Here is a 21,672-nt window from a genome sequence, read left to right on the forward strand (position 1 = left end):
CAGAAAAGAAGGATAAAATGGCAATTGAGCTAAAGGGAATAACTAAGACCTTTGGCTCGGTTGTAGCGAACAATAAAATTGACTTATGTGTAAAGCAAGGGGAGATATTAGCCCTGCTTGGTGAAAACGGCTCAGGAAAGACTACCCTTATGAACATGCTGTCAGGAATTTATTACCCTGACAGCGGTTCTATTTATGTGAAGGGAAAGGAAGTAAAAATTACATCACCTGAGGATGCCAATCGTCTGGGAATCGGTATGATTCACCAGCATTTTAAATTAGTAGAGGTTTTGTCTGCTACAGATAATATTATTTTAGGCAGCAAAAAAGAAGGCAAGTGGCTTTCGAAAAAGCGTTATGAAGAAATCAAAGAGATTAGTGAAAAATTTTCACTGGCAATTGAACCTAAAAAAATGGTTTACAATATGTCAGTGGGTGAAAAGCAAACAGTAGAAATTGTAAAAGTGCTATATCGAAATGCAGATATTTTAATATTGGATGAGCCAACAGCGGTTCTTACTCCACAGGAAATCACAAAATTATTTGCAATTTTAAAAAAAATGAGGGCGCAGGGTTGTGCAGTTATTATTATTACTCATAAACTAAATGAAGTGTTAGAACTAAGTGATCGTGTTACTATTTTGAGAAAAGGCGAAAGTGTGGCAACAGTAAATACAGCTGAGACAAATGCCCATGAATTGACCGAACTAATGGTGGGGCGTCCGGTGGAATTATCTATTCAGCGTGAAGAAAGTAAAGGGAATGAAAATTTATTGGAAATTCACCACTTAACCGTTGAAAATGAAGAGGGGCTAGAAGCTCTCAAAGATGTCAGCTTTGAGCTGAACCAAGGTGAAATACTTGGGGTAGCAGGAGTAGCAGGAAGTGGACAAAAGGAACTTTGTGAGGCAATGGCAGGATTACTTTCTGTGAAAAAAGGTGCTATTTTGTATCATAATGAAAATATCGTTGGGAAATCACCACGAGATATTATAAAAATGGGAATCAGCATGAGTTTTATTCCAGAGGACAGGCTGGGAATGGGTTTGGCAGCATCTATGGGTATGGTGGAAAATATGATGCTGAAAAATTATGCAGGTACAAGTAGAGGTCCCTTTGTAAATAAAAAGGAAGCAAAAAAATTGGCAAAAAGGCTAGTTCAGGAGTTACAAATTGTGACACCAGATGTAGAGACACCAGTAAGACGTTTATCTGGTGGTAATGTGCAAAAGGTACTGTTGGGAAGAGAGATAGAATCTAATCCCAATGTTCTAATTACTGCTTATGCAGTACGAGGGCTTGATATTAACTCTTCTTACGTAATTTATGATGCGCTGAATCAGCAAAAGAAAAAAGGAGTTGGCATTTTATTTATTGGAGAGGATTTGGACGTTATGCTGGAACTCTGTGACCGGATTATGGTTTTATGCCACGGCAAAGTGACTGGTATTGTAAAAGCAGATCAAACTACCAAGGAGCAGTTGGGTTTGCTCATGACAGATGCTATGGAAAAGGAGGAAGGACAGCATGAGTAACCGTGTAGAGAAAAAAATTAAGGAACCATTTATTCGAATTGAAAAACGTGCTGACCTATCCTCAAAAGTAAAATGGCTGCTGTACACCAGTGCATTTTTTACAGCAATTGTTGTTGGTGGAATATTTCTTCTAGCAGTAGGAGTGAATCCGCTAAAAGCGTATGGGAAAATAGTGGAAGGTGCTTTTCGTAGTAAAATGGCGGTAGAAGCTACGATTAAACTAGCAGTTCCTCTATTAATTTCTTCATTAGGAATTACACTGGCATTTAAAATGAAATTTTGGAATATTGGCGCTGAAGGACAAATCATTATGGGAGGAATTTTTTCAACTTATTTTGCGCTGTTTCATGCAGACTGGCCACACTTTGTACTTATGACGGTTATGCTTTTGGCAGGAATTCTGGGAGGCGGTCTGTGGGCTGTTATTCCGGCTTGGTTTAAAACAAAATATGGAACCAATGAAACATTGTTTACATTAATGCTAAATTACATTGCATTGTATTTAATAAAATATTTAACGGAGGGGCCATGGAAAGATCCAGAGGCTTCAGGGTTTCCTAAAATTGCATCTTTCGAGGCAAATGCCAGGCTGGACAAGATTTTTAATGTACATGCTGGCTGGCTGATTGGACTTCTGCTAGTTCTTGCTGTATATGCTTATTTGAAATATACAAAACAGGGGTTTGAAATATCAATAGTAGGAGAAAGTCAAAATACGGCCCGATATGCCGGGATGAATGTGAAGGGAATTGTAGTCCGGACATTATTTTTAAGTGGTGCCATATGTGGAATCGCAGGAATGTGTCAGGTAAGTGGTGCCGCTTTTACATTAAGTGAAGGCGTTGCAGGCGGAGTTGGGTTTACAGCAATCATAGTTGCCTGGCTTGCCAGGTTAAATCCATTCATTATTCTGGTTATTACAGCTGGTTTTAGTATTTTGGAAAAGGGCTGCAGTGTTATGCAGAGTACATTTGGAATTTCAACAGCAGTATCCTCTATTCTTCAAGGAATTATACTATTTGTTATTCTGGCATTTGACTTTTTTAGCAGTTACAAGCTAGTTATAAAAAAGCAAAAGAAAGGAGGAGCAAAAAATGATTATTAAATTTCTATTTGCAGCAATAAAGGCTGGTGTTCCTCTTTTGTTTGGTACAACGGGAGAAATCCTTTCAGAAAAGGTTGGAAATCTGAACCTTGGAGTGGAAGGAATGATGTTTATGGGAGCTTTCTGCGGCTTTGCAGTTGGTTATTATACAGATAATGTATTTCTTGCCATTTTAGCATCAGCTGGAGCAGGAATGTTAGGAGCATTACTATATGCCGTTTTAACGGTAACGTTAAGAGCAAATCAAAATGTGACAGGGTTAACATTAACTATTTTTGGTTCGGGTTTTGCCAGTTTCTTTGGCGAATTATTAATAAAAAATTCAGTTGATGGGACACCAAAACTTTCCTCAGATTTTGTGGCAGGTTTAGCCGAAAAATCAATTCCTGTTTTAGGGAAAATACCTGTAGTTGGTAAGTTGTTTTTTTCTCATAATCCGATTGTATATCTGGCTGTTTTCATAGCTGTTATATGTGGTGTATATATAAAATATACAAAATCTGGACTAAATATGAGAGCAGTCGGTGAAAATCCGGCAACAGCAGATGCTGCTGGAATTAATGTAAGTTTAGTAAAGTATATTCACATTATTATAAGCGGTGGAATATGTGGAATAGGAGGAGCATACCTGTCGATTATTAATGGAGGCGGTGTTTGGAATAACAGTTGTGTAAACGGACAAGGATGGATTGCGGTAGCACTGGTAATTTTTGCAGGATGGAGTCCATTTAAAGCAATCTTGGGGTCCTTTGTATTTGGTGGTTTTACTGTATTACAATTTTATATTCCAAAAAGCACAGTAAATCTTCCAAATGCATTTTATGTAATGCTTCCATTCCTGGTAACTATTTTTGTATTAGTTGTTAATTCCATGCAAAAATCCAAAAAACATGCACAGCCAGCTAGTTGTGGAGAAAATTATTACCGAGAGGAAAGATAAAAAGGCAAAAGTGATTTGGAAAATTTTAATTATTTTTTGCATAATCAATGAATATTCTTAATGTAAGTATGGCAAAATAAAATTGATGTAAGTAGTATGTCATGATAGTATAGACAAGAAAGGATAATGATGAGTATGATAGAAAATTTTCAAAAGTTTTTCAGTCACAAGCCTAAATTTAATAATAACTCGTATGGAACAGGCTCAATGAAATATGATATTACAGATGATGCAGAAGACTATTTTGTAGAAGATAGCTATATGAACAACTATGACGCTGAGGATGAATTTTTTGACTGAATGTTTTTTGATGATTAAGTAGAGCAACTATGAATGTAAAAAGGCTGCCTTTGTGTTAAGGGAGAATCTAAAAGGCAGCCTAGAAGAAAAAAGGGTATATTTGTAGAACACATTTGTGTTTACAACGAAATTAATAAAACAAATTATAAGTCAAATTCAAAATAGTTCACTGCATTGTTATAAGAAATATTTTGAACAATTTTTCCTAATGTTTCAATATCTGCGGGGTATTCACCGTTTTCAACCCATTTACCAATTAAATCACACAGAATTCTTCTAAAATATTCATGTCTTGGATAAGATAAAAAGCTTCTTGAATCTGTAAGCATTCCTACGAAACCTGCAAGTAATCCAAGGTTAGCCAAAGAAGTCATTTGATCTGTCATACCAGTCTTATGATCATTAAACCACCACGCAGAACCTTGCTGAATTTTTCCAATGGCACTGGAATCTTGAAAACATCCTAAAATAGTTCCAATGCTTGCATTATCATTAGGATTTAAGCTGTAAATAATAGTTTTAGGCAGTTCATCTGTTTGATTCAAAGCATTTAAGAAATCTGCCAATTGAGCGGATGGTGCGTAGTTATTAATACAGTCATATCCTGTATCAGGTCCTAACTTACGATAAGTAAGATAATTATTATCACGCTTACAACCATAATGAAGCTGAAGAATCCATCCAAGCTTCTTATATTCTTTTCCAACAAAAAGCATAAATGCTGTTTTAAACTTTAGTATATCATCAGCAGTAAGAGCCTCTCCATGAAGTCTTTTTTCAAAAATGGAGTTAACTTCGTCTTCAGGTGCTGGAACATACATTACATATTCAAGAGCATGGTCGGATACCTTACAGCCCATTGAATGAAAAAATGCCATTCTGTTAAGAAGCGCAGCTTTTAAAGTGGCAAAGGAAGTGATTTCAATGCCGCTGACAGAACCTAGTTGATTAATATAATCCACATATTCAGGCTTTTCGATGTTCATGGATTTATCAGGACGCCACGCTGGGAGAACCTGAATTTGAAAATCATCATCTTCCCCAATTACTTTATGCCATTCCAATGAGTCAACAGGATCATCAGTGGTACATATTAGTGTTACATTTGACTGTCTTATAAGATTCCTGACACTCATGGATGGTTCCTGAAGCTTCTTATTACAAATGTCCCATACTTCTTTTGCTGTTTTTTTGCATAATGTCCCCTTGTAACCAAAATAACGCTGTAATTCAAGGTGGCTCCAGTGATAAATAGGATTGCCAATTGCTTTCTCCAAAGTTTCAGCCCACTTCTCGAATTTTTCCCAGTCAGATGCGGCGCCAGTTATATAGTGTTCATCAACACCATTAGAGCGCATAAGTCTCCATTTATAATGATCGCCTCCCAGCCATACCTTTGTAATATTCTCAAATTGAATATCTTCCGCAATTTCCCGTGGATTGATATGGCAATGATAATCTAGTACCGGCATTTTACCAGCATACTCATGGAATAAGGTTTGTGCTGTATCAGTAGATAATAAAAAATGTTCATCCATAAACTGTTTCATATATATAAATCTCCTTTTTATAAAAATGTAGTGCCTCGTTTCACCAAATCAGCTGAAAAAACCGTTTTTAACGGTACATCATCGCCAGCAAATACACTCATCAATGAGCTGACACAGTTTTTGCAGACTGTCTCTAATTTATTATCAATACTTGTAAGTTCAGGTTCACAACATTCTGTTATCATAGAATTATTATACCCAATAATAGATAATTCAGTAGGTATTTTAATTCCTTTTTCTTTCGCATATTTCAATGCACCAATGGCAAGATTATCATCAGACGTAATAATAGCATTAAAATCAAATCCTTTATTAGAAAGCTTTAACAGGTGGTTTTTTACTTCTATGATGTTACCTTCAAAATATTGAATATAATCCTCTTTTACCATAAGATGTTCATCTTCAAAAGCAGCTCGGTAGCCAGCAACTTTTTTTAAACCACTATAAGATAAAGAATTATATAAATATAGGATATTACTTTGACCACATCTGATTAATGCCTTGGTTACATCATACACTGCACGGAAATCATCGCACAAAACGCTGTAAATATTTTCTCCGTCCATTGCTCCGTTTATTATCATAATAGGAACATTTTTAGCAACATCGCGGATGTACTGGTTCTTTTCATCCTGCACTTCTACAAAATTAGAACCAACTAAAATTACGGCATCTACTCTCTTAGTGGATAATACTAGATTTAAATACTTTTGTTTTGTTTTTACATGGTATCCCGTACAACATAAAATAGAGTCATAACCATTACCTCTTAAATCACGCTCCAATAAATATATTGCGCGTGCAAGGTATGGATCTGAACTATCTGCACATAATATTCCTACAGTGTTCATTGAATTAAGTCCCAATCCTCTTGCGAAAGCATTTGGTGTATATCCATATTCATCTATAATGGCCATAACTTTTTCCCTGGTTTTAGGGCTTACATTGGTGTTGCCATTAATTACACGGGAAACCGTAGCAATAGAAACACCAGCTTTATTGGATATATCATAAATATTCATATCTGTACCTCGACTTGTTATTTATACTCCGTATGTAAATGCTTTCAAATGAACGCTTTTTTTACACTAGCAATTATACAATATTTTTACCATGATTACAAGTAAAAGATAATAAAATATAAAAAATATACAATTCAGAATAGAAACTTTAAGTTAAAATAGCATTTTTGCTAAAATCAATGAAAAAAAATATTGACTAATTGGTAAATTAATTGTAAAATACAAATGTAAGCACTTACAATTTTGAAAAGAGGTAAGAGTATGGAATTACTGAATAAAAGTATTTCAAAAATGAAAGAAAGACCTATTAAAGTAGTACAGTTTGGTGAGGGTAATTTTTTACGTGGATTCGTAGATTACATGTTGGATGTTGCAAATGAAAAAGGATTTTTTGACGGAAACATTGTATTAGTAAAACCAATAGAGTATGGTAATTTGGAAATGTTTCACAAACAAGAGTGTCAGTATACTGTTTACCTTAGAGGGATTGTGGATGGTAAAGAAGCAAAAGAAAAGCGTAGTATCAGCAGTGTTGCAGATGCAGTAGATGCGTATTTAGAATATGAAAAGTATTCAGAACTTGCAAAGTTAGATTCTTTAAGATTTGTAGTATCTAATACTACAGAAGCAGGAATTGTATACGATGAAACGGATAAGTTTGAATTAAACCCACCAAAAACTTTTCCAGGTAAATTAACTAAGTTTTTGTATGAACGATACAAACATTTTAATGGAGATAGAAACAAAGGTTTAATTATGTTACCTGTTGAACTAATTGATAATAATGGGAAAAAATTAAAAGAGTGTGTTATGAAATTAGCAGTGCTTTGGAAGCTGGAAGCAGAATTTTCTGCATGGATACAGGAAGCATGTGAGTTTTGCAGTACTCTTGTAGATAGGATTGTAACAGGATTTCCATCTGAAGAAGCAAATGCGATATGGGATGAATGTGGATATAAGGATCAACTGATTGTAACAGCTGAAACTTTTGCCTTATGGGTAATAGAAAGTGAAAGAGACATAAAGGGAGATTTGCCTTTAGATAAAGCAGGGCTTCCTGTAATATTTACCAATAACCAGGCACCATATAAAGAGCGAAAGGTAAGAATACTGAATGGGGCACATACATCATTTGTGCTGGCATCTTTCCTGGCAGGCAATAATTACGTTTTGGAATCAATGAATGATAATGATGTTAAGACATTTATGGAAGAAACTATTTTTGAGGAAGTTATTCCAACATTATCTTTATCAAAAGAAGAATGTGAAGAATTTGCTAAATCGGTGGTGGAAAGATTTTATAATCCATATATTAAACATGCACTACTTGCAATTTCTTTAAACTCTGTTTCTAAATGGAGAGCAAGATGTATGCCAAGTCTTCTGAAGTATGTTGAAAAGTTTAATAAGCTTCCGAAACACCTTACATTTTCCATCGCATCTTTAATTGCGTTTTATTCGGGCAGAGAATTAAAGGATGGTGCATTAACAGCATACCGTAAGGATGAAGAATACAAAATTCGTGATGACCAAGAAGTTTTGGAATTTTTTAGAGATTACTCATGTAAACCGACAGAGGAAATCGTGGAAGCGTTTCTGAAGAATGAAAACTTTTTTGGATGTGATTTAACAGAAATAAATGGATTAATGAATGTAGTTATCAGTGATTTGAATGATATTAAAAATTTAGGTATGAGAACTGCTTTACAAAATAATTTAAAGTAAAATGATAAAAGCTAATATCCTGCTTTGAAAAAGGAAAGGATAAGGAAAAGAAAATGCAAAATATTATTAAGATTCATAAAGAAGATGATGTGGCAGTTGCCTTAAAGCCTATATCAGCATTTACGGAAATTACAGTGAATGATGAAACCTTTGCGGTAACAGAAGATATTCCTCAAGGACACAAAGTTGCCCTGAGAGATATACATGAAGGAGAAAAAATTATTAAATATGGTTATCCGATTGGAGTTGCCACAACCACCATTAAAAAAGGTTCTTGGATTCACACACAAAATCTGAAGACGGGTTTAGGAGATATGCTGAGTTATCAGTTTGATCCAGTAGAACCAAAGTTTACAGATAAAGATATTACATCAAAGGCATCTTTTCAGGGGTTCCGCAGAAAAGATGGTTCTGTGGGGATACGAAATGAAATCTGGATTATTCCTACTGTTGGATGTGTAAACAATGTTGCTGTTTCTTTGGAGAAGAAAGCTATGAAATTACTTAAAGGAACAGTTGAAGATATTATTGCATATCCACATCCATATGGATGTTCTCAAATGGGAGAAGATCAGGAGAGTACAAGAAGAATTCTGGCAGATTTAGTGAACCATCCTAATGCAGCAGGGGTACTTGTGCTGGGGTTAGGTTGTGAAAATAGTAATATTGACATCTTGAAAAGTTATATTGGAGAATATGATGAGGACAGAGTAAAATTTTTAGTGTGTCAAGAGGTTGAAAACGAGATTGATTTAGGGTTAGAATTAATACAGCAATTAGTTGATTTTACCTCATCCTTTCAAAGAGAAGAAATTAGCGCAAGTGAATTAATAATTGGTCTGAAATGTGGTGGTTCAGATGGATTATCAGGAATTACTGCCAATCCTGTGGTGGGTGAATTTTCTGATTTACTTATTAGAGAGGGCGGAACAACCATTCTTACTGAGGTGCCAGAAATGTTTGGTGCAGAGACATTACTTATGAATCGTTGTAAAGATGAAATGACTTTTGATAAGACAGTTAATCTTATAAATGACTTCAAACATTATTTTAAGAGCCATGACCAAACCATTTATGAAAATCCTTCACCAGGAAATAAAAAGGGCGGTATTTCTTCTTTGGAAGAAAAATCATTGGGATGTGTACAGAAGGCTGGTATGGCTGTAGTAAAAAATGTGCTGGGCTATGGAGAAAGAACTAATGAAAAGGGTTTGAATCTTTTAAGTGCTCCTGGAAATGATTTGGTTGCTTCAACAGCATTGGCTGCATCTGGTGCCCATATTGTGTTGTTTACAACAGGAAGAGGAACACCTTTTGCCTGCCCTGTTCCTACCGTAAAGATTGCAACCAATTCTCAGCTTGCTACTAATAAAAATAACTGGATTGATTTTAATGCAGGAGAAATGGTAGAGGGAAAAGAAAAAGAATTGCTGGCGAAAGAGCTATTTGATTTTGTTTTAATGGTAGCGTCGGGAAAAAAAGTAAAAAGCGAGGAAGCTGGTTTTCACGATATGGCAATTTTTAAAACAGGTGTTACTTTATAGAAAAATTAATATAAATGGCAGATATTTTGATGTTATCAGAAATCTCAAGGAGGAAGTATGAGCAATATATTAGACACTATTTCAAAAATCGGAATCGTTCCAGTAATTGCGATTGATAAGGTGGAAGATGCAAAACCACTTGCAAAAGCACTTTGTGATGGAGGGCTGCCTTGTGCAGAGGTTACATTTAGAACGGAAGCAGCGGCAGAAGCAATTAAAGTAATGGCAACAGAATTTCCAGAAATGGTTGTTGGTGCAGGAACAGTATTGACAACAGACCAGGTAGACGAAGCTTGGGAAGCAGGTGCTAAGTTTATTGTAAGTCCAGGATTAAATCCTAAGATTGTAAAGTATTGTGTGGAAAAAAATATTCCAATTGTACCAGGATGTGCAAACCCAAGTGATATTGAACAGGCGATTGAGCAGGGGCTAAAAACGGTTAAATTTTTCCCAGCAGAAGCAGCAGGCGGGCTGAATATGTTAAAGGCTATGTCTGCACCTTATAATAAAATGACATTTATGCCTACGGGAGGTATAAATGCCAAGAATATTGTGGAATATTTAAGTTTTGCACCAATTATTGCTTGTGGTGGAAGCTGGATGGTTGACAAGGCAATGATAAATGCCAAAGAGTTTGACAAGATTACAGAGCTGACAAAGGAAGCAGTTAAGACCATGCTTGGCTTTGAAATGAAGCATGTTGGAATAAATATGCCAAGTGAAGAAGAAGCAGATAAAGTTGCATCTGATTTTGAAAGTTTATTTGGATTTCATAAAAAGGTTGGAAACAGTTCTATATTTGCTGGTTCAGAAGTAGAAGTTATGAAAACCCCATATCTGGGAGCTAATGGTCACATTGCAATTGCAACAAACTTTATTGAACGAGCAATGTATCATTTAGAGCAAAAGGGATACGTGTTTGATATGGAAACAGCAAAGTATGATGCTAAGGGTAAATTAGCAGCAGTTTACTTAAAAGATGAATTTGGTGGTTTTGCAATACATTTATTACAGAAATAAGAAACAAATTTCATAGAAGAAAGGATAATAGAAATGAGCAAGAAAGTTATAACATTTGGAGAAATTATGTTAAGACTTGCACCTGAAGGATATTTTCGTTTTGTGCAGGCAGAAACATATGGTGCGACTTTTGGCGGTGGAGAGGCAAACGTAGCAGTTTCTTTAGCAAACTATGGAATGGATGCAAAATTTGTTACAAAACTTCCAAAGCATGAGATTGGTCAGGCAGCGGTTAATTCTTTAAGAAGATATGGCGTAGATACTTCTTTTATTGCTAGAGGTGGTGACAGAGTAGGTATTTATTATCTTGAAAAAGGAGCGTCCCAAAGACCATCTAAGGTTATATATGACAGAGCAGGTTCTTCCATAGCAGCAGCAAGCACAGCAGATTTTAACTGGGATGAGATTTTTCAAGGAGTAGACTGGTTTCATTTTACAGGTATAACACCAGCTTTGGGAGATAACGTTACCGAAATTTGTCTAGAAGCATGTAAAGCAGCAAAGGAAAAGGGAATTACAATCAGTTGTGATTTGAACTATCGTAATAAGTTGTGGTCAAAAGAAAAAGCAAAGGAAGTAATGACGGAGCTTTGCCAATATGTAGATGTATGTATTGCAAATGAAGAGGACGCATCAGATGTATTTGGCATCAAGGCATCTGATACAGATGTGACTTCAGGCAAAGTAAACCATGAAGGATATAAAGAGGTTGCAAAAAAATTAGCGGATCAATTTGGATTTCAAAAAGTTGCCATTACATTAAGAGGCTCTATTTCAGCAAATGACAATAACTGGGCGGCTATGTTATATGTAGATGGGGAATATTATTTTAGTAAAAGTTATTTAATGCATATTGTAGACCGTGTGGGTGGAGGAGATTCTTTTGGCGGAGGATTAATATATGCCAGCTTGAATGATTTTGCACCACAGGACACAATTGAATTTGCAGTAGCTGCAAGCTGTTTAAAACATAGTATTGAAGGAGATTTCAATCAGGTTTCTGTAGATGAAGTATTAAAGCTGGCAGGCGGAGATGCTTCAGGAAGAGTTCAAAGATAGTAAGGGAAAGGATGAGCATTATGGAATTACGTACTGCGGCATCACCAAAAGATGTTAAGCATTATACAACAGATCGATTAAGAGAGGAATTTTTGATTCAGGATTTGTTTCAGGCAGGTACAATTAAAACAATTTATAGTCATATCGACCGTATAATTGTAGGAAGTGCTGTACCAACAAAACCTCTTGAATTAACTGCTGGAGAAGAAATTCGTGCAAAATATTTTTTGGAGAGAAGAGAAATAGGAATTATAAATATTGGTGGGAAGGGTTCCGTTACAGTAGATGGAACGGTTTATGAACTTTCTTACAAAGATGGATTATATATTGGAATGGGATCTGAAAAAATCGTTTTTTCAAGTGAAAATGAGGCTGAGCCTGCTAAATTTTATTTTAATAGTGCACCAGCACATACCACATATCCAACAGTTCTTATTAAGCCAGAAAATTGTGTTAATGTGGAATTAGGTTCTTTGGAAGGATCAAACCACAGAGTGATTACTAAATATATTTTGCCAGGTCAGGTAGAAAGCTGCCAGCTTGTAATGGGTATGACCAGCTTAAAGCCAGGAAGTGTATGGAATACAATGCCTTGTCACACACACGATCGCAGAATGGAAGTATATTTATATTTTGAAATGCCAGAAGACGCATTAGTATTTCACTATATGGGTGAGCCAACAGAAACAAGACATATTGTTATGCGGAACGAGGAGGCGGTTATTGCTCCAAGTTGGTCCATTCATTCAGGATCAGGTACACAGGCTTATACATTTATATGGGGTATGGTTGGTGAAAACCAGGATTTTGATGATATGGATGGAGTTCAGATGAAGGATATTAAATAGGAGGTTTCAAAATGAGCATATTAGATAACTTTTCGTTAAAAGGCAAGGTAGCTTTAGTAACAGGAGCATCCTATGGTATTGGATTTGCGATTGCAGAAGGATATGCAAAAGCTGGTGCGACAATTGTATTTAACGACATTAATCAGGAACTTGTTAATAAAGGGTTAAAGGCATATGAAGAAGCAGGGATTACTGCTTATGGTTATGTTTGTGATGTTACCAACGAAGAACAAGTTAATGATATGGTAAAGGAAATTGAGAATGAAGTTGGAGTTATTGATATTCTTGTAAATAATGCTGGTATTATCAAACGTATTCCAATGTGTGATATGACAGCAGCTGAGTTTAGACAGGTAATTGATATTGATTTAAATGGTCCATTTATTGTTTCAAAAGCGGTTATTCCAAGTATGATAAAAAAAGGTCATGGAAAAATTATCAATATTTGTTCTATGATGAGTGAATTGGGCCGTGAAACTGTTTCTGCTTATGCAGCAGCAAAAGGTGGTTTAAAGATGCTTACTAAAAATATTGCTTCTGAATATGGTGAATTCAATATTCAATGTAATGGTGTAGGACCTGGATACATTGCAACTCCTCAGACAGCACCATTAAGAGAGGAAGGTCATCCATTTAACAGTTTTATTATTGCAAAGACACCTGCTGCAAGGTGGGGTGAGCCAGATGATTTGGTAGGACCAGCAGTGTTTTTAGCATCAGATGCCTCTAATTTTGTAAATGGACACATTTTATATGTTGACGGTGGTATTCTTGCTTATATCGGAAAACAGCCACAATAGAGACTGGACAATAATTGAACTTTAATGTGCATAGAAAAAAGGGTATGTAATTTTCTATATTTGCATATTAAATAAATTAATGCGTTAAACGCAAATATTTTAATTTTAAAGGAGAGAGAATTATGATTAAATTTAAAAGAGCTACAGCATTACTTTTAGCACTTCTCATGGCTTTATCTGCTACAGCATGTGGTAAAAGCGACGACGAAAGCAACACAGCATCTGAAGAGCCAACAGCATCAGCTGATACAGCTGACCAAAGCGAAGCTCCAGCAGCTGACGGAGAAACAAAAGAACCTGTTACAATTAAGTTTTCCTGGTGGGGTGGTGACTCCAGACATGCAGCTACTCAGGCAGCTGTAGAAAAATTCATGGAGAAATATGACTGGATTACAGTTGAAAATCAGTTTGGCGCATGGACTGGCTGGGAAGATAGTATGTCTACTGCTTTTGCAAGTGGAACAGCACCAGATGTAAACCAGATTAACTGGAACTGGATTTCTTCTTTTAGTTCAGATGGCAGTATATTCAAAGATTTAAATGAATACAGCAATGTTATTGATTTAACACAATTTGATCAGGCTGCATTAGATGATTGTACAGTGGCTGGTGAATTACAGGCAATTCCTGTGTCCAAAACAGGTAGAATTTTCTACTGGAACACAGCAACATTTGAAAAAGCTGGTATTGCTGCTCCAACATCTTTAGAAGAGTTAATGGCTGCTGGTGAAACATTTAAAACAAAATTAGGTGAAGAATATTACCCAATTGCTTTAGGCGAATTTGACAGAATGATTCTTATGGTTTATTACTTAGAGTCTAAGTATGGTAAAGAGTGGGTAACAGATAATACATTAAATTATACAAAAGAAGAAATCGTTGATGGTATGAATTTTATTCAGTCATTAGAAGATGCTCATGTAACACCATCTATTCAGACAATTACTGGTGATGGTGCAGAATCCTTAGACAAGAATCCTAAGTGGATGGATGGAAGATATGCAGGTATCTTTGAATGGGATTCTTCCGCAACAAAATTCAGAGATGCATTAACTGATTCTTCAACATTTGTAGTAGGTGACTATTTTAAGGATATGGGAGATTACCAAGGAGGTTACTCAAAGGTTTCTCTGGGATTTGCAATTTCTGAAACTACAGAACATCCAGAAGAATGTGCAATGTTAATTAACTTCTTAGTAAATGAAGATGAAGGTATTGAACTTGGCGCATCTGAAAGAGGTATTCCACTAAGTAAGTATGCTTTACAGTATACTACTGACAAGGGATTATTAGATGCAACTGTATCAGAAGCAAACGCAAAAGTTCTTGCTTGGACTTCTTTCAAATTAGATCCTAAATTTGAAGATGCAGCTTTAAAGAGTCAGCCAGATGGTGTGTATTATGACGTATTTGCAGGATTAAGCTATGGTGATTATAATGCAGATGAAGCTGCTGATACTTTAATCGAAGGTGTTAATACTGTTTTAGGAAATTAATAAAGATATAGACTAATTAAAAAGCTGGCAAATTCTTTGCTTTGCCAGCTTTTTATAGAAATAGGAGATGTTTATGGCTGTCAATGATGAAATCAAGCAGTTTTTTGAACAGTATAAGAACATAGAATCAGCTTGGAGTTTTAAAGACGGCTGCATACTACTAAGTTGTGTAGAAATGTATCAGGCAACGCAGGACTTATTTTATAGAGACTTTGTTTTTGAGTACATGAATGACCTTATGTGTAATAAGCATACAAGGATGGAAGGCTGCACAGATAAGTTGAAAATTATAGATATTTATTACGGGAAAGTATTACTGTGGATGTATCATGTATCATTGAAGGACGAGTACAAAAAGGCAGTTGAAGAACTGATTAAACCGTTACGAGCAAAGATTGAAAAGCAAAGCATTCAATTAGAAACTGGTTTACAGGATGCAAGTGAGGCCTTCTTGCATGAATGGTATATCACCCAATCGTTTTATGTGGAATATGAAACAGTTTTTGGATATAAAGAGCATTACAGTGACATATTAAAAGAATTTGAAAAGGTGAATAACATAATATTTAATTCAGAAGTAAATGTTTCTCAGGAAGTTGACTTGAGAATAATAGAATTATATTTAATGACGCTGATAGATACTTTAAATGTAATGTCCATGGAAATCTTCGAGTATTATAAGGCGTTAGAAGAAATGTTTAAAAAAGCATTGAATTATTTTTTAAAAAGTGATTTTAGAAGGACATCAAATTCTGCACCGGCTGCATATGCAATTTTAAAAGCTTGTAATAAAGGTGTCTTACTTTCAGAAAAATATTGGTTTATTGGAGAGGAGCTTCTCGATAGTCTTATTCAGAATAAATTAGATTTTAGGGATTTACTTAGCTCAGATGTATCTGCTGGTTATTTAGATACAAGTGCAATAATTATGGCGTATGCACAGTTTATAAGCAAACAATGAATTTAAAAATTTAGAATGGGGTGTTTTTATGAGCGCAAGCGCAGTTGCTGGTAAGGATATAAAGCAACCAATTAAAAAAAGAACCTTTAAAAAGGTGTGTAAAGATAATGCTGGATTTCTCTTTATCTTACCATGGTTAATCGGTTTTATCTGGTTCAAGCTATATCCTTTTGGTTCATCACTGATTTATAGTTTTTCAGATCAACATTTATTTAATGGAGTCACAAAGTGGGGACTCATGAATTATCAGGATATTTTTGAAAGTACAAAAATAATGAGAGCGTTTACTGTTACATTTAAATATGCTTTCTTAACTGTTCCACTAAAATTAGTTGCTGCATTGTTTATTGCGTATATCTTGAACTTTAAGATTAAGGGAGTAAACTTATTTAGAACGGCTTACTATATTCCTTCTATTTTAGGTGGTTCTGTTGCAATTGCTGTTTTATGGAAAGCGTTATTTAAGGATGATGGATTGTTAAACACACTATTAGGCATCTTTGGTATAAATGGAATACCATGGTTAAGCGATCCAAAATATGCATTATTTATTATTTGTTTGTTGAGAGTATGGCAGTTCGGTTCCGCGATGGTTATTTTTCTAGCGGCTTTAAAGGGTGTGCCACAGGATTTATATGAGGCTGCATCTATAGATGGAGCAGGTAAATGGCGTCAGTTTTTCAGTATTACAGTGCCAATGATTACTCCGGTTATTTTTTATAACTTAGTTACGCAATTATGCCAGGCATTTCAGGAGTTTAATGGACCATATATCATTACTAACGGTGGTCCTAGAAATTCTACAACATTAATATCACTTTTAATTTATAATAGTGCATTTAGAGCTCACGAAATGGGGGCTGCCAGTGCTATGGCATGGGTGATGTTTATCGTTATTATGATATTCACAGTAATTTCATTCTTAAGTCAGAAATATTGGGTATATTATTCTGATGAAGATGGGAGGTAATTAAAAATGACATTGGGTAAAAAGAAATATTTAGCAACATTTTTAAAATATGCTGTTTTAATTATTGTTGGATTTATCATGGTTTATCCGTTATTGTGGATGATATCGGCAACCTTTAAAACAAACAATGAAATATTTAGCGGTATTTCATTGTGGGTAAATGATCCAACATTTAGTGGTTATAAAAATGCATTTAAAAGCTATGGTGGTGATATTAATATTATGACTGCCATGATTAATACTTATAAATATGTTATTCCTAAGGTTGTATTTACAATTATTTCAGCAACTGTTACAGCATATGGATTTGCCAGATTTAATTTCAAAGGAAAAAGTTTTCTGTTTGCAGTTATGATGTCAACCTTATTTTTGCCACAGGTAGTTTTGAATATACCTCAATATATGATGTATAGTAAAATGGGCTGGATTGATTCTAAATGGTATCTTCCTATTATAGTACCTACCCTATTTGCTATTGATACTTATTTCGTCTTTATGTTAATTCAGTTTTTACGTAATATTCCAAAAGAACTTGAAGAGGCAGCGGAAATTGATGGTTGTAACGTAGTACAGACACTTGTTAAGATTATTGTACCAATGTTAAAGCCAGCTATCGTATCTTGTGCGTTGTTCCAGTTCATGTGGTCGAACAATGACTTTATGGGACCATTGCTTTATGTTAAAACACCTGCACGCTATCCAGCAGCAATTTTTGTTAAGTTGTCTATGGACGGTGATGTTGGTTTCCAATGGAACCGTGTATTAGCAATATCATTAATATCCATTATTCCTTCTCTGATTATCTTCTTTTTGGCTCAGAATTCCTTTGTAGAAGGTATTTCAGCAGGTAGTGTTAAGGGATAAGGAATAGAAAGTGAGAGAAAATGAAACTTAATTTAATTATGAAATCTGCAAGAAATGCAGTAATTGAAATTGAGGATGGTGGAGTTTTCTATTGCAAGGAAGAATACAGGTTAGTTGTAAATAATATAGAATATGGTACTACAAATCAAGTAGTAACCAGTCTGACAGATTTAAAACCCTCTACTCATTACATGATAAGGGTAGAGGGCTCTCTGAATCAATCAGAAGCAATTGAATTTACGACAGACTATGAATATGTAACTCTTAACGTAAAGGCATTTGGGGCAAAGGGAGACGGCTTATCTGACGATACTTCTTTTATTCAAACAGCAATTTTAGCATGCCCCAAGGACGGAAGAGTACTAATTCCAGCTGGTAATTATTTGGTTACCAGCTTATTTTTAAAAAGCAATATAAAACTTGAACTTGAAAAGGGTGCAGTACTGGTGGCTATCACTGATCGCAGCAGATTTGCTGTATTACCTGGATTAATTGAAAGCTATGATGAAAAGAGTGAATATAATCTTGGTACATGGGAAGGGAATCCACTTCCGATGTTTTCTTCCATTATTACAGGAATTGAAGTTGAAAATGTAATGATTTATGGACAAGGGACAATTCATGGAATGGCAAGCTTTGATAACTGGTGGGAAAATGCTAAGCTTATGAGAGGTGCATTTCGACCAAGACTGTTGTTTTTAAACCATTGTAAAAATGTTACGGTGCAGGGAATTACTTTTAAGGACAGTCCATCGTGGACAATTCATCCTTATTTTAGTGAAAATTTAAGTTTTTATAATTTATTTATTAATAACCCAGCAGATTCTCCTAACACAGATGGATTGGATCCAGAATCATGCAGAGATGTAACGATTATGGGCGTGCACTTTTCCCTAGGTGATGATTGTATTGCGGTGAAATCCGGAAAGCTTTATATGGGTGCAAAATATAAAGTTCCATCCGAAAATATTTTAATTAGGCAGTGCTTAATGGAAAATGGACATGGAGCAGTTACGGTTGGAAGTGAAATGGCTGGCGGCATAAGAAAGTTGGTTGTCAAAGACTGTATTTTTCAGAATACGGACAGAGGTCTGCGTATTAAAACCAGAAGAGGCAGAGGTAAGCAGGCTGTAATTGAAGATGTTATATTTGAAAATATAACTATGAATCATGTCCTATCTCCTTTTGTGGCAAACAGCTTCTATTTTTGTGATCCAGATGGACATTCAGAGTATGTGAAAAGTAAAGAATGCCTTCCTGTTGATGACAGAACACCTCATATAAAGAGTTTGTTTTTTAGAAATATTACTTGTGAAAATTGTCATTATGCAGTAGCTTATTTTTGTGGTTTGCCTGAAAAGAAAATTGATATGATTGAAATGACAAATATTACAGCTACCTTTGCAGATAATCCAGAACAAGGTATTCCGGCCATGATGGATGATATTGAGCCATGTAGCAGGCTGGGAATTTACGCATATAATGTTACTACATTACTATTAAATAATGTTCATATCTCAGGAAATGCTGGAGAAACCATTCAGCTGGAAAATGTAGATTCTGTTCAGCAGAACAAATAGAGTATAGATGAGATAAGGAAAGGTTAGAATCGATATGCAGATAGGAATTCGTTTACATGATACAATTAATTTACCATTAGAAGAACGCCTGGCTGTAGTGAAGGAACAGAAGTTTCAGTGCGCACATCTGGCACTTAGTAAAGTAATAAAAGAATATTCTGTGGCAAATGAGGCATTAACACCTGGTTTTGCCATGTATCTGAAAAAACTCTTTAATCAATATGAAATTGATATCGCGGTATTAGGATGCTATTTAAATCTGGCAAATCCAAATGCAGATAAACTTGAAAAAATTAAGGAAACTTACATGGCAAATATCCGATTTGCTTCCATTTTAGGCTGTGGCGTTGTTGGTACGGAAACAGGAGCCCCCAATGAAGCATATCAATATGAACCTGCTTGTAGAAGTGAAGAAGCATTAAATTTTTTTATAGATAATCTGAGTACAGTAGTAGCATATGCAGAAAGTATGGGAGTAGTTGTAGCAATTGAACCTGTATGGAAGCATATTGTGTATAATCCTCTTCGTGCAAAAGAAGTTTTAGACAGAATTCAGTCGCCTAATTTGCAAATAATTTTAGATCCAGTTAATCTGCTTGGAATTGAAAATTATATGAATCAGCAAGAAGTTATAGCAGAAGCAATTGAAGTATTAGGAGATTATGTGTCTGTTGTTCATATTAAAGACTTTATCGTGGATAACAGGGAACTTGTATCTGTTGCGGCAGGTACTGGATTAATGAAATATGACAAGATTATAGAGTTTATTAAGAAAAAGAAGCCACACATTCATGTTACATTGGAAAACACAGTTCCTGCTAATGCTGTAGAAGCTAGAAAGTATATACAGAGACTGTGGAACGAATGCTGTGAGTAAATGAGTCAGAACTAGAGTATAACGGATAATCTGATATATCCAAATACATACTTAGGTTAACCTCTGCATACAATGTAAAAACAAGTATTGTAGGGGGTCTTCCGAGGCTTCGGAGCTTAAATATGAAAGGATATATTGAAGAAAGAGCTGTAGATATTGCGAACTACATTATTGACTTTAATGCAACTGTCAGACAGACAGCAAAGCAATTTGGCATATCAAAATCTACAGTACATAAAGATGTGACCGAAAGGTTAGTTCAGATTAATCCGACTTTAGCCAGTAAGGCAAGAATTGTACTTGACTTAAACAAGTCAGAGAGGCATATACGTGGAGGACTGGCAACAAAGGAGAAATATCTGCACAAACAGCAGTGCAATACAAGGTATTAGTAATCGAATCACTGGGAATACAAATACGGCTGCACGATAGGATAATAATGGGTATCGTGCAGCCGCTATTTAATGAACAAATAAGTTTACTTGTTATCCTCTGTATTTTCGGCAGTTTTTTTGCTTTTTACTTTTATTATCTTATAAATACGATATAGGATAAAAATAAAAATGCCCCATAATATAATGTAAGGAATATTACTAATGAAAACTACAAGTATATTAGTTAATCCATCTGCAATTTCAATTATGTTATTTTTAAAATTCTCTGCAATTTCCTCAAAAGCCCCAGGATTTTCCTCCGCTATTTCCTCATCCTTGACTTCGTATAAATCTAAAGTAACAGTACTATAGGTAACTTGATTTTGCAATGCACGTAATGAGGATTCGTAGGATTCGATTTCATAGCGTACCTGTGTAATCTGGCTTTGAATAGTAAATATGTCTTGTAAATCCGCAGACTCTTCCAACAGTTTTAATAATGCATTCAATTCAATTCTTAATGTTTTTACATGAGTTTCAAGATCTACATATTTTAATGTAACATCTTCCACAGAGTCTTTTCTGTTAACTATGTTACCTAATCCAGATAAATCATCAATAAAATCGTTTAGGCTTGCCTGTGGTATACGAATTACCATATGTCCATTCTTTTCTGTTTCTTCTCCATAGCTGGTTCCATTTATGTTGGTTTGATCAAAGTAGCCTCCATAAAAGTTTACTCGCGTATTAATTGTTGAAATCATGCTTTGAAACGTTTTTGTCTCAATATCCATATAAACATTTTTAATTAGCTTTCTCGTATCAATAACGGCATCTGTAATAGTGGAGGATTCAGTTGTATTTGTGTCACCAGCTGTTTCGGGCTCTGCCGCTTCATCAGCAACGGTTATCTTTTCGTCAAAATCTGTTTCATAGGAGACACCGTTTTCTAATGACTGACTTTCCGAAGTTTGATCTTGAGTCATCTCATAAGGGGTACTGTCTTTTTTACTGCTGCACCCCAAAAGGCCTGCGGTAAGAAAAGCTGTTATTAGAATAAAATAAAAATAGCGTACAAGATATTTCATAAAAATCTTCCTCT

General features: G+C 35.2%; 20 protein-coding genes. 17 read left to right on the plus strand and 3 right to left on the minus strand.

Going from position 1 to position 21,672, the window contains the following annotated elements; genetic code table 11:
* Positions 1–17: 17 nt before the first annotated feature.
* The 4 genes from BM305_RS02795 to BM305_RS18875 all read left to right on the plus strand — a co-directional run bounded on the left by BM305_RS02795 (position 18) and on the right by BM305_RS18875 (position 3,880).
* A complete protein-coding gene (locus BM305_RS02795; RefSeq protein WP_092559437.1) occupies positions 18–1,535 on the plus strand; it encodes an ABC transporter ATP-binding protein in 1,518 nt (505 codons plus the stop codon).
* Positions 1,528–2,640, plus strand: coding sequence for an ABC transporter permease (locus tag BM305_RS02800; protein ID WP_092559176.1), 1,113 nt, complete (start codon positions 1,528–1,530; stop codon positions 2,638–2,640). Before BM305_RS02795 ends, BM305_RS02800 begins: the two co-directional genes overlap by 8 nt.
* A complete protein-coding gene (locus BM305_RS02805; protein ID WP_092559177.1) occupies positions 2,630–3,580 on the plus strand; it encodes an ABC transporter permease in 951 nt (316 codons plus the stop codon). The genes BM305_RS02800 and BM305_RS02805 overlap by 11 nt, the downstream gene beginning before the upstream one ends.
* 135 nt (positions 3,581–3,715) lie before the next feature.
* Positions 3,716–3,880: a hypothetical protein gene (locus BM305_RS18875; protein ID WP_177214512.1), complete on the plus strand. Its 165-nt coding sequence runs from the start codon at positions 3,716–3,718 to the stop codon at positions 3,878–3,880.
* A gap of 143 nt (positions 3,881–4,023) precedes the next feature.
* On the opposite strand, the gene uxaC is transcribed toward BM305_RS18875, so the two are convergent.
* Positions 4,024–5,430 carry a glucuronate isomerase gene (gene uxaC / locus BM305_RS02810; protein WP_092559178.1) on the minus strand — a complete coding sequence of 469 codons (1,407 nt, stop codon included), beginning with the start codon at positions 5,428–5,430 and terminating at the stop codon, positions 4,024–4,026.
* A 17-nt stretch (positions 5,431–5,447) separates the two neighbouring features.
* Positions 5,448–6,452, minus strand: a complete 1,005-nt coding sequence (locus BM305_RS02815; protein WP_092559179.1) for a LacI family DNA-binding transcriptional regulator — start codon at positions 6,450–6,452, stop codon at positions 5,448–5,450.
* Between the two features lie 261 nt (positions 6,453–6,713).
* Between BM305_RS02815 and BM305_RS02820 the strand changes: the two genes are divergently transcribed.
* From BM305_RS02820 to spoIIID, 13 genes are all read left to right on the plus strand, one after another.
* Positions 6,714–8,177, plus strand: coding sequence for a tagaturonate reductase (locus BM305_RS02820; RefSeq protein WP_092559180.1), 1,464 nt, complete (start codon positions 6,714–6,716; stop codon positions 8,175–8,177).
* A 53-nt stretch (positions 8,178–8,230) separates the two neighbouring features.
* Complete coding sequence (locus tag BM305_RS02825) at positions 8,231–9,721, plus strand: UxaA family hydrolase (RefSeq protein ID WP_092559181.1); 1,491 nt, start codon at positions 8,231–8,233, stop codon at positions 9,719–9,721.
* Between the two features lie 57 nt (positions 9,722–9,778).
* The gene (locus BM305_RS02830) at positions 9,779–10,741 is read left to right on the plus strand and encodes a bifunctional 4-hydroxy-2-oxoglutarate aldolase/2-dehydro-3-deoxy-phosphogluconate aldolase (RefSeq protein WP_092559182.1); all 963 of its coding nucleotides are present in this window, start codon (positions 9,779–9,781) and stop codon (positions 10,739–10,741) included.
* Between the two features lie 33 nt (positions 10,742–10,774).
* Positions 10,775–11,800: a sugar kinase gene (locus BM305_RS02835; RefSeq protein WP_092559183.1), complete on the plus strand. Its 1,026-nt coding sequence runs from the start codon at positions 10,775–10,777 to the stop codon at positions 11,798–11,800.
* Positions 11,801–11,820: 20 nt separating this feature from the next.
* Entirely contained in the window at positions 11,821–12,648 is an 828-nt protein-coding gene (gene kduI / locus BM305_RS02840) for a 5-dehydro-4-deoxy-D-glucuronate isomerase (RefSeq protein ID WP_092559184.1), read from the plus strand.
* 11 nt (positions 12,649–12,659) lie between these two features.
* Positions 12,660–13,448 carry a gluconate 5-dehydrogenase gene (locus BM305_RS02845; RefSeq protein WP_092559185.1) on the plus strand — a complete coding sequence of 263 codons (789 nt, stop codon included), beginning with the start codon at positions 12,660–12,662 and terminating at the stop codon, positions 13,446–13,448.
* Positions 13,449–13,570: 122 nt separating this feature from the next.
* Positions 13,571–14,944, plus strand: coding sequence for an ABC transporter substrate-binding protein (locus BM305_RS02850; protein ID WP_177214513.1), 1,374 nt, complete (start codon positions 13,571–13,573; stop codon positions 14,942–14,944).
* A gap of 73 nt (positions 14,945–15,017) precedes the next feature.
* A complete protein-coding gene (locus BM305_RS02855; protein WP_177214514.1) occupies positions 15,018–15,905 on the plus strand; it encodes a glycoside hydrolase family 88 protein in 888 nt (295 codons plus the stop codon).
* A 28-nt stretch (positions 15,906–15,933) separates the two neighbouring features.
* A complete protein-coding gene (locus tag BM305_RS02860) occupies positions 15,934–16,875 on the plus strand; it encodes a carbohydrate ABC transporter permease (RefSeq protein WP_177214515.1) in 942 nt (313 codons plus the stop codon).
* Positions 16,876–16,881: 6 nt separating this feature from the next.
* Positions 16,882–17,739 carry a carbohydrate ABC transporter permease gene (locus tag BM305_RS02865; protein WP_092559188.1) on the plus strand — a complete coding sequence of 286 codons (858 nt, stop codon included), beginning with the start codon at positions 16,882–16,884 and terminating at the stop codon, positions 17,737–17,739.
* Between the two features lie 20 nt (positions 17,740–17,759).
* Positions 17,760–19,319: a glycoside hydrolase family 28 protein gene (locus BM305_RS02870; protein WP_092559189.1), complete on the plus strand. Its 1,560-nt coding sequence runs from the start codon at positions 17,760–17,762 to the stop codon at positions 19,317–19,319.
* A gap of 34 nt (positions 19,320–19,353) precedes the next feature.
* Entirely contained in the window at positions 19,354–20,196 is an 843-nt protein-coding gene (locus BM305_RS02875) for a sugar phosphate isomerase/epimerase family protein (protein WP_092559190.1), read from the plus strand.
* Positions 20,197–20,318: 122 nt separating this feature from the next.
* Positions 20,319–20,588: a sporulation transcriptional regulator SpoIIID gene (spoIIID, locus tag BM305_RS02880; protein ID WP_092559191.1), complete on the plus strand. Its 270-nt coding sequence runs from the start codon at positions 20,319–20,321 to the stop codon at positions 20,586–20,588.
* An 86-nt stretch (positions 20,589–20,674) separates the two neighbouring features.
* On the opposite strand, the gene BM305_RS02885 is transcribed toward spoIIID, so the two are convergent.
* On the minus strand, positions 20,675–21,658 hold the full coding sequence (locus tag BM305_RS02885; protein ID WP_177214516.1) for a DUF4349 domain-containing protein: 984 nt from the start codon (positions 21,656–21,658) through the stop codon (positions 20,675–20,677).
* Positions 21,659–21,672: the final 14 nt, after the last annotated feature.

Source organism: Anaeromicropila populeti, assembly GCF_900112775.1.
Classification (GTDB): domain Bacteria; phylum Bacillota; class Clostridia; order Lachnospirales; family Lachnospiraceae; genus Anaeromicropila_A; species Anaeromicropila_A populeti.

Excerpts from the sequence above, each read along its gene's own strand:
- BM305_RS02795 (WP_092559437.1), top strand. The coding sequence starts at position 18 with ATGGCAATTGAGCTAAAGGGAATAACTAAGACCTTTGGCTCGGTTGTA.
- BM305_RS02800 (WP_092559176.1), top strand. The coding sequence starts at position 1,528 with ATGAGTAACCGTGTAGAGAAAAAAATTAAGGAACCATTTATTCGAATT.
- BM305_RS02805 (WP_092559177.1), top strand. The coding sequence starts at position 2,630 with ATGATTATTAAATTTCTATTTGCAGCAATAAAGGCTGGTGTTCCTCTT.
- BM305_RS18875 (WP_177214512.1), top strand. The coding sequence starts at position 3,716 with ATGATAGAAAATTTTCAAAAGTTTTTCAGTCACAAGCCTAAATTTAAT.
- uxaC (WP_092559178.1), bottom strand. The coding sequence starts at position 5,430 with ATGAAACAGTTTATGGATGAACATTTTTTATTATCTACTGATACAGCA.
- BM305_RS02815 (WP_092559179.1), bottom strand. The coding sequence starts at position 6,452 with ATGAATATTTATGATATATCCAATAAAGCTGGTGTTTCTATTGCTACG.
- BM305_RS02820 (WP_092559180.1), top strand. The coding sequence starts at position 6,714 with ATGGAATTACTGAATAAAAGTATTTCAAAAATGAAAGAAAGACCTATT.
- BM305_RS02825 (WP_092559181.1), top strand. The coding sequence starts at position 8,231 with ATGCAAAATATTATTAAGATTCATAAAGAAGATGATGTGGCAGTTGCC.
- BM305_RS02830 (WP_092559182.1), top strand. The coding sequence starts at position 9,779 with ATGAGCAATATATTAGACACTATTTCAAAAATCGGAATCGTTCCAGTA.
- BM305_RS02835 (WP_092559183.1), top strand. The coding sequence starts at position 10,775 with ATGAGCAAGAAAGTTATAACATTTGGAGAAATTATGTTAAGACTTGCA.
- kduI (WP_092559184.1), top strand. The coding sequence starts at position 11,821 with ATGGAATTACGTACTGCGGCATCACCAAAAGATGTTAAGCATTATACA.
- BM305_RS02845 (WP_092559185.1), top strand. The coding sequence starts at position 12,660 with ATGAGCATATTAGATAACTTTTCGTTAAAAGGCAAGGTAGCTTTAGTA.
- BM305_RS02850 (WP_177214513.1), top strand. The coding sequence starts at position 13,571 with ATGATTAAATTTAAAAGAGCTACAGCATTACTTTTAGCACTTCTCATG.
- BM305_RS02855 (WP_177214514.1), top strand. The coding sequence starts at position 15,018 with ATGGCTGTCAATGATGAAATCAAGCAGTTTTTTGAACAGTATAAGAAC.
- BM305_RS02860 (WP_177214515.1), top strand. The coding sequence starts at position 15,934 with ATGAGCGCAAGCGCAGTTGCTGGTAAGGATATAAAGCAACCAATTAAA.
- BM305_RS02865 (WP_092559188.1), top strand. The coding sequence starts at position 16,882 with ATGACATTGGGTAAAAAGAAATATTTAGCAACATTTTTAAAATATGCT.
- BM305_RS02870 (WP_092559189.1), top strand. The coding sequence starts at position 17,760 with ATGAAACTTAATTTAATTATGAAATCTGCAAGAAATGCAGTAATTGAA.
- BM305_RS02875 (WP_092559190.1), top strand. The coding sequence starts at position 19,354 with ATGCAGATAGGAATTCGTTTACATGATACAATTAATTTACCATTAGAA.
- spoIIID (WP_092559191.1), top strand. The coding sequence starts at position 20,319 with ATGAAAGGATATATTGAAGAAAGAGCTGTAGATATTGCGAACTACATT.
- BM305_RS02885 (WP_177214516.1), bottom strand. The coding sequence starts at position 21,658 with ATGAAATATCTTGTACGCTATTTTTATTTTATTCTAATAACAGCTTTT.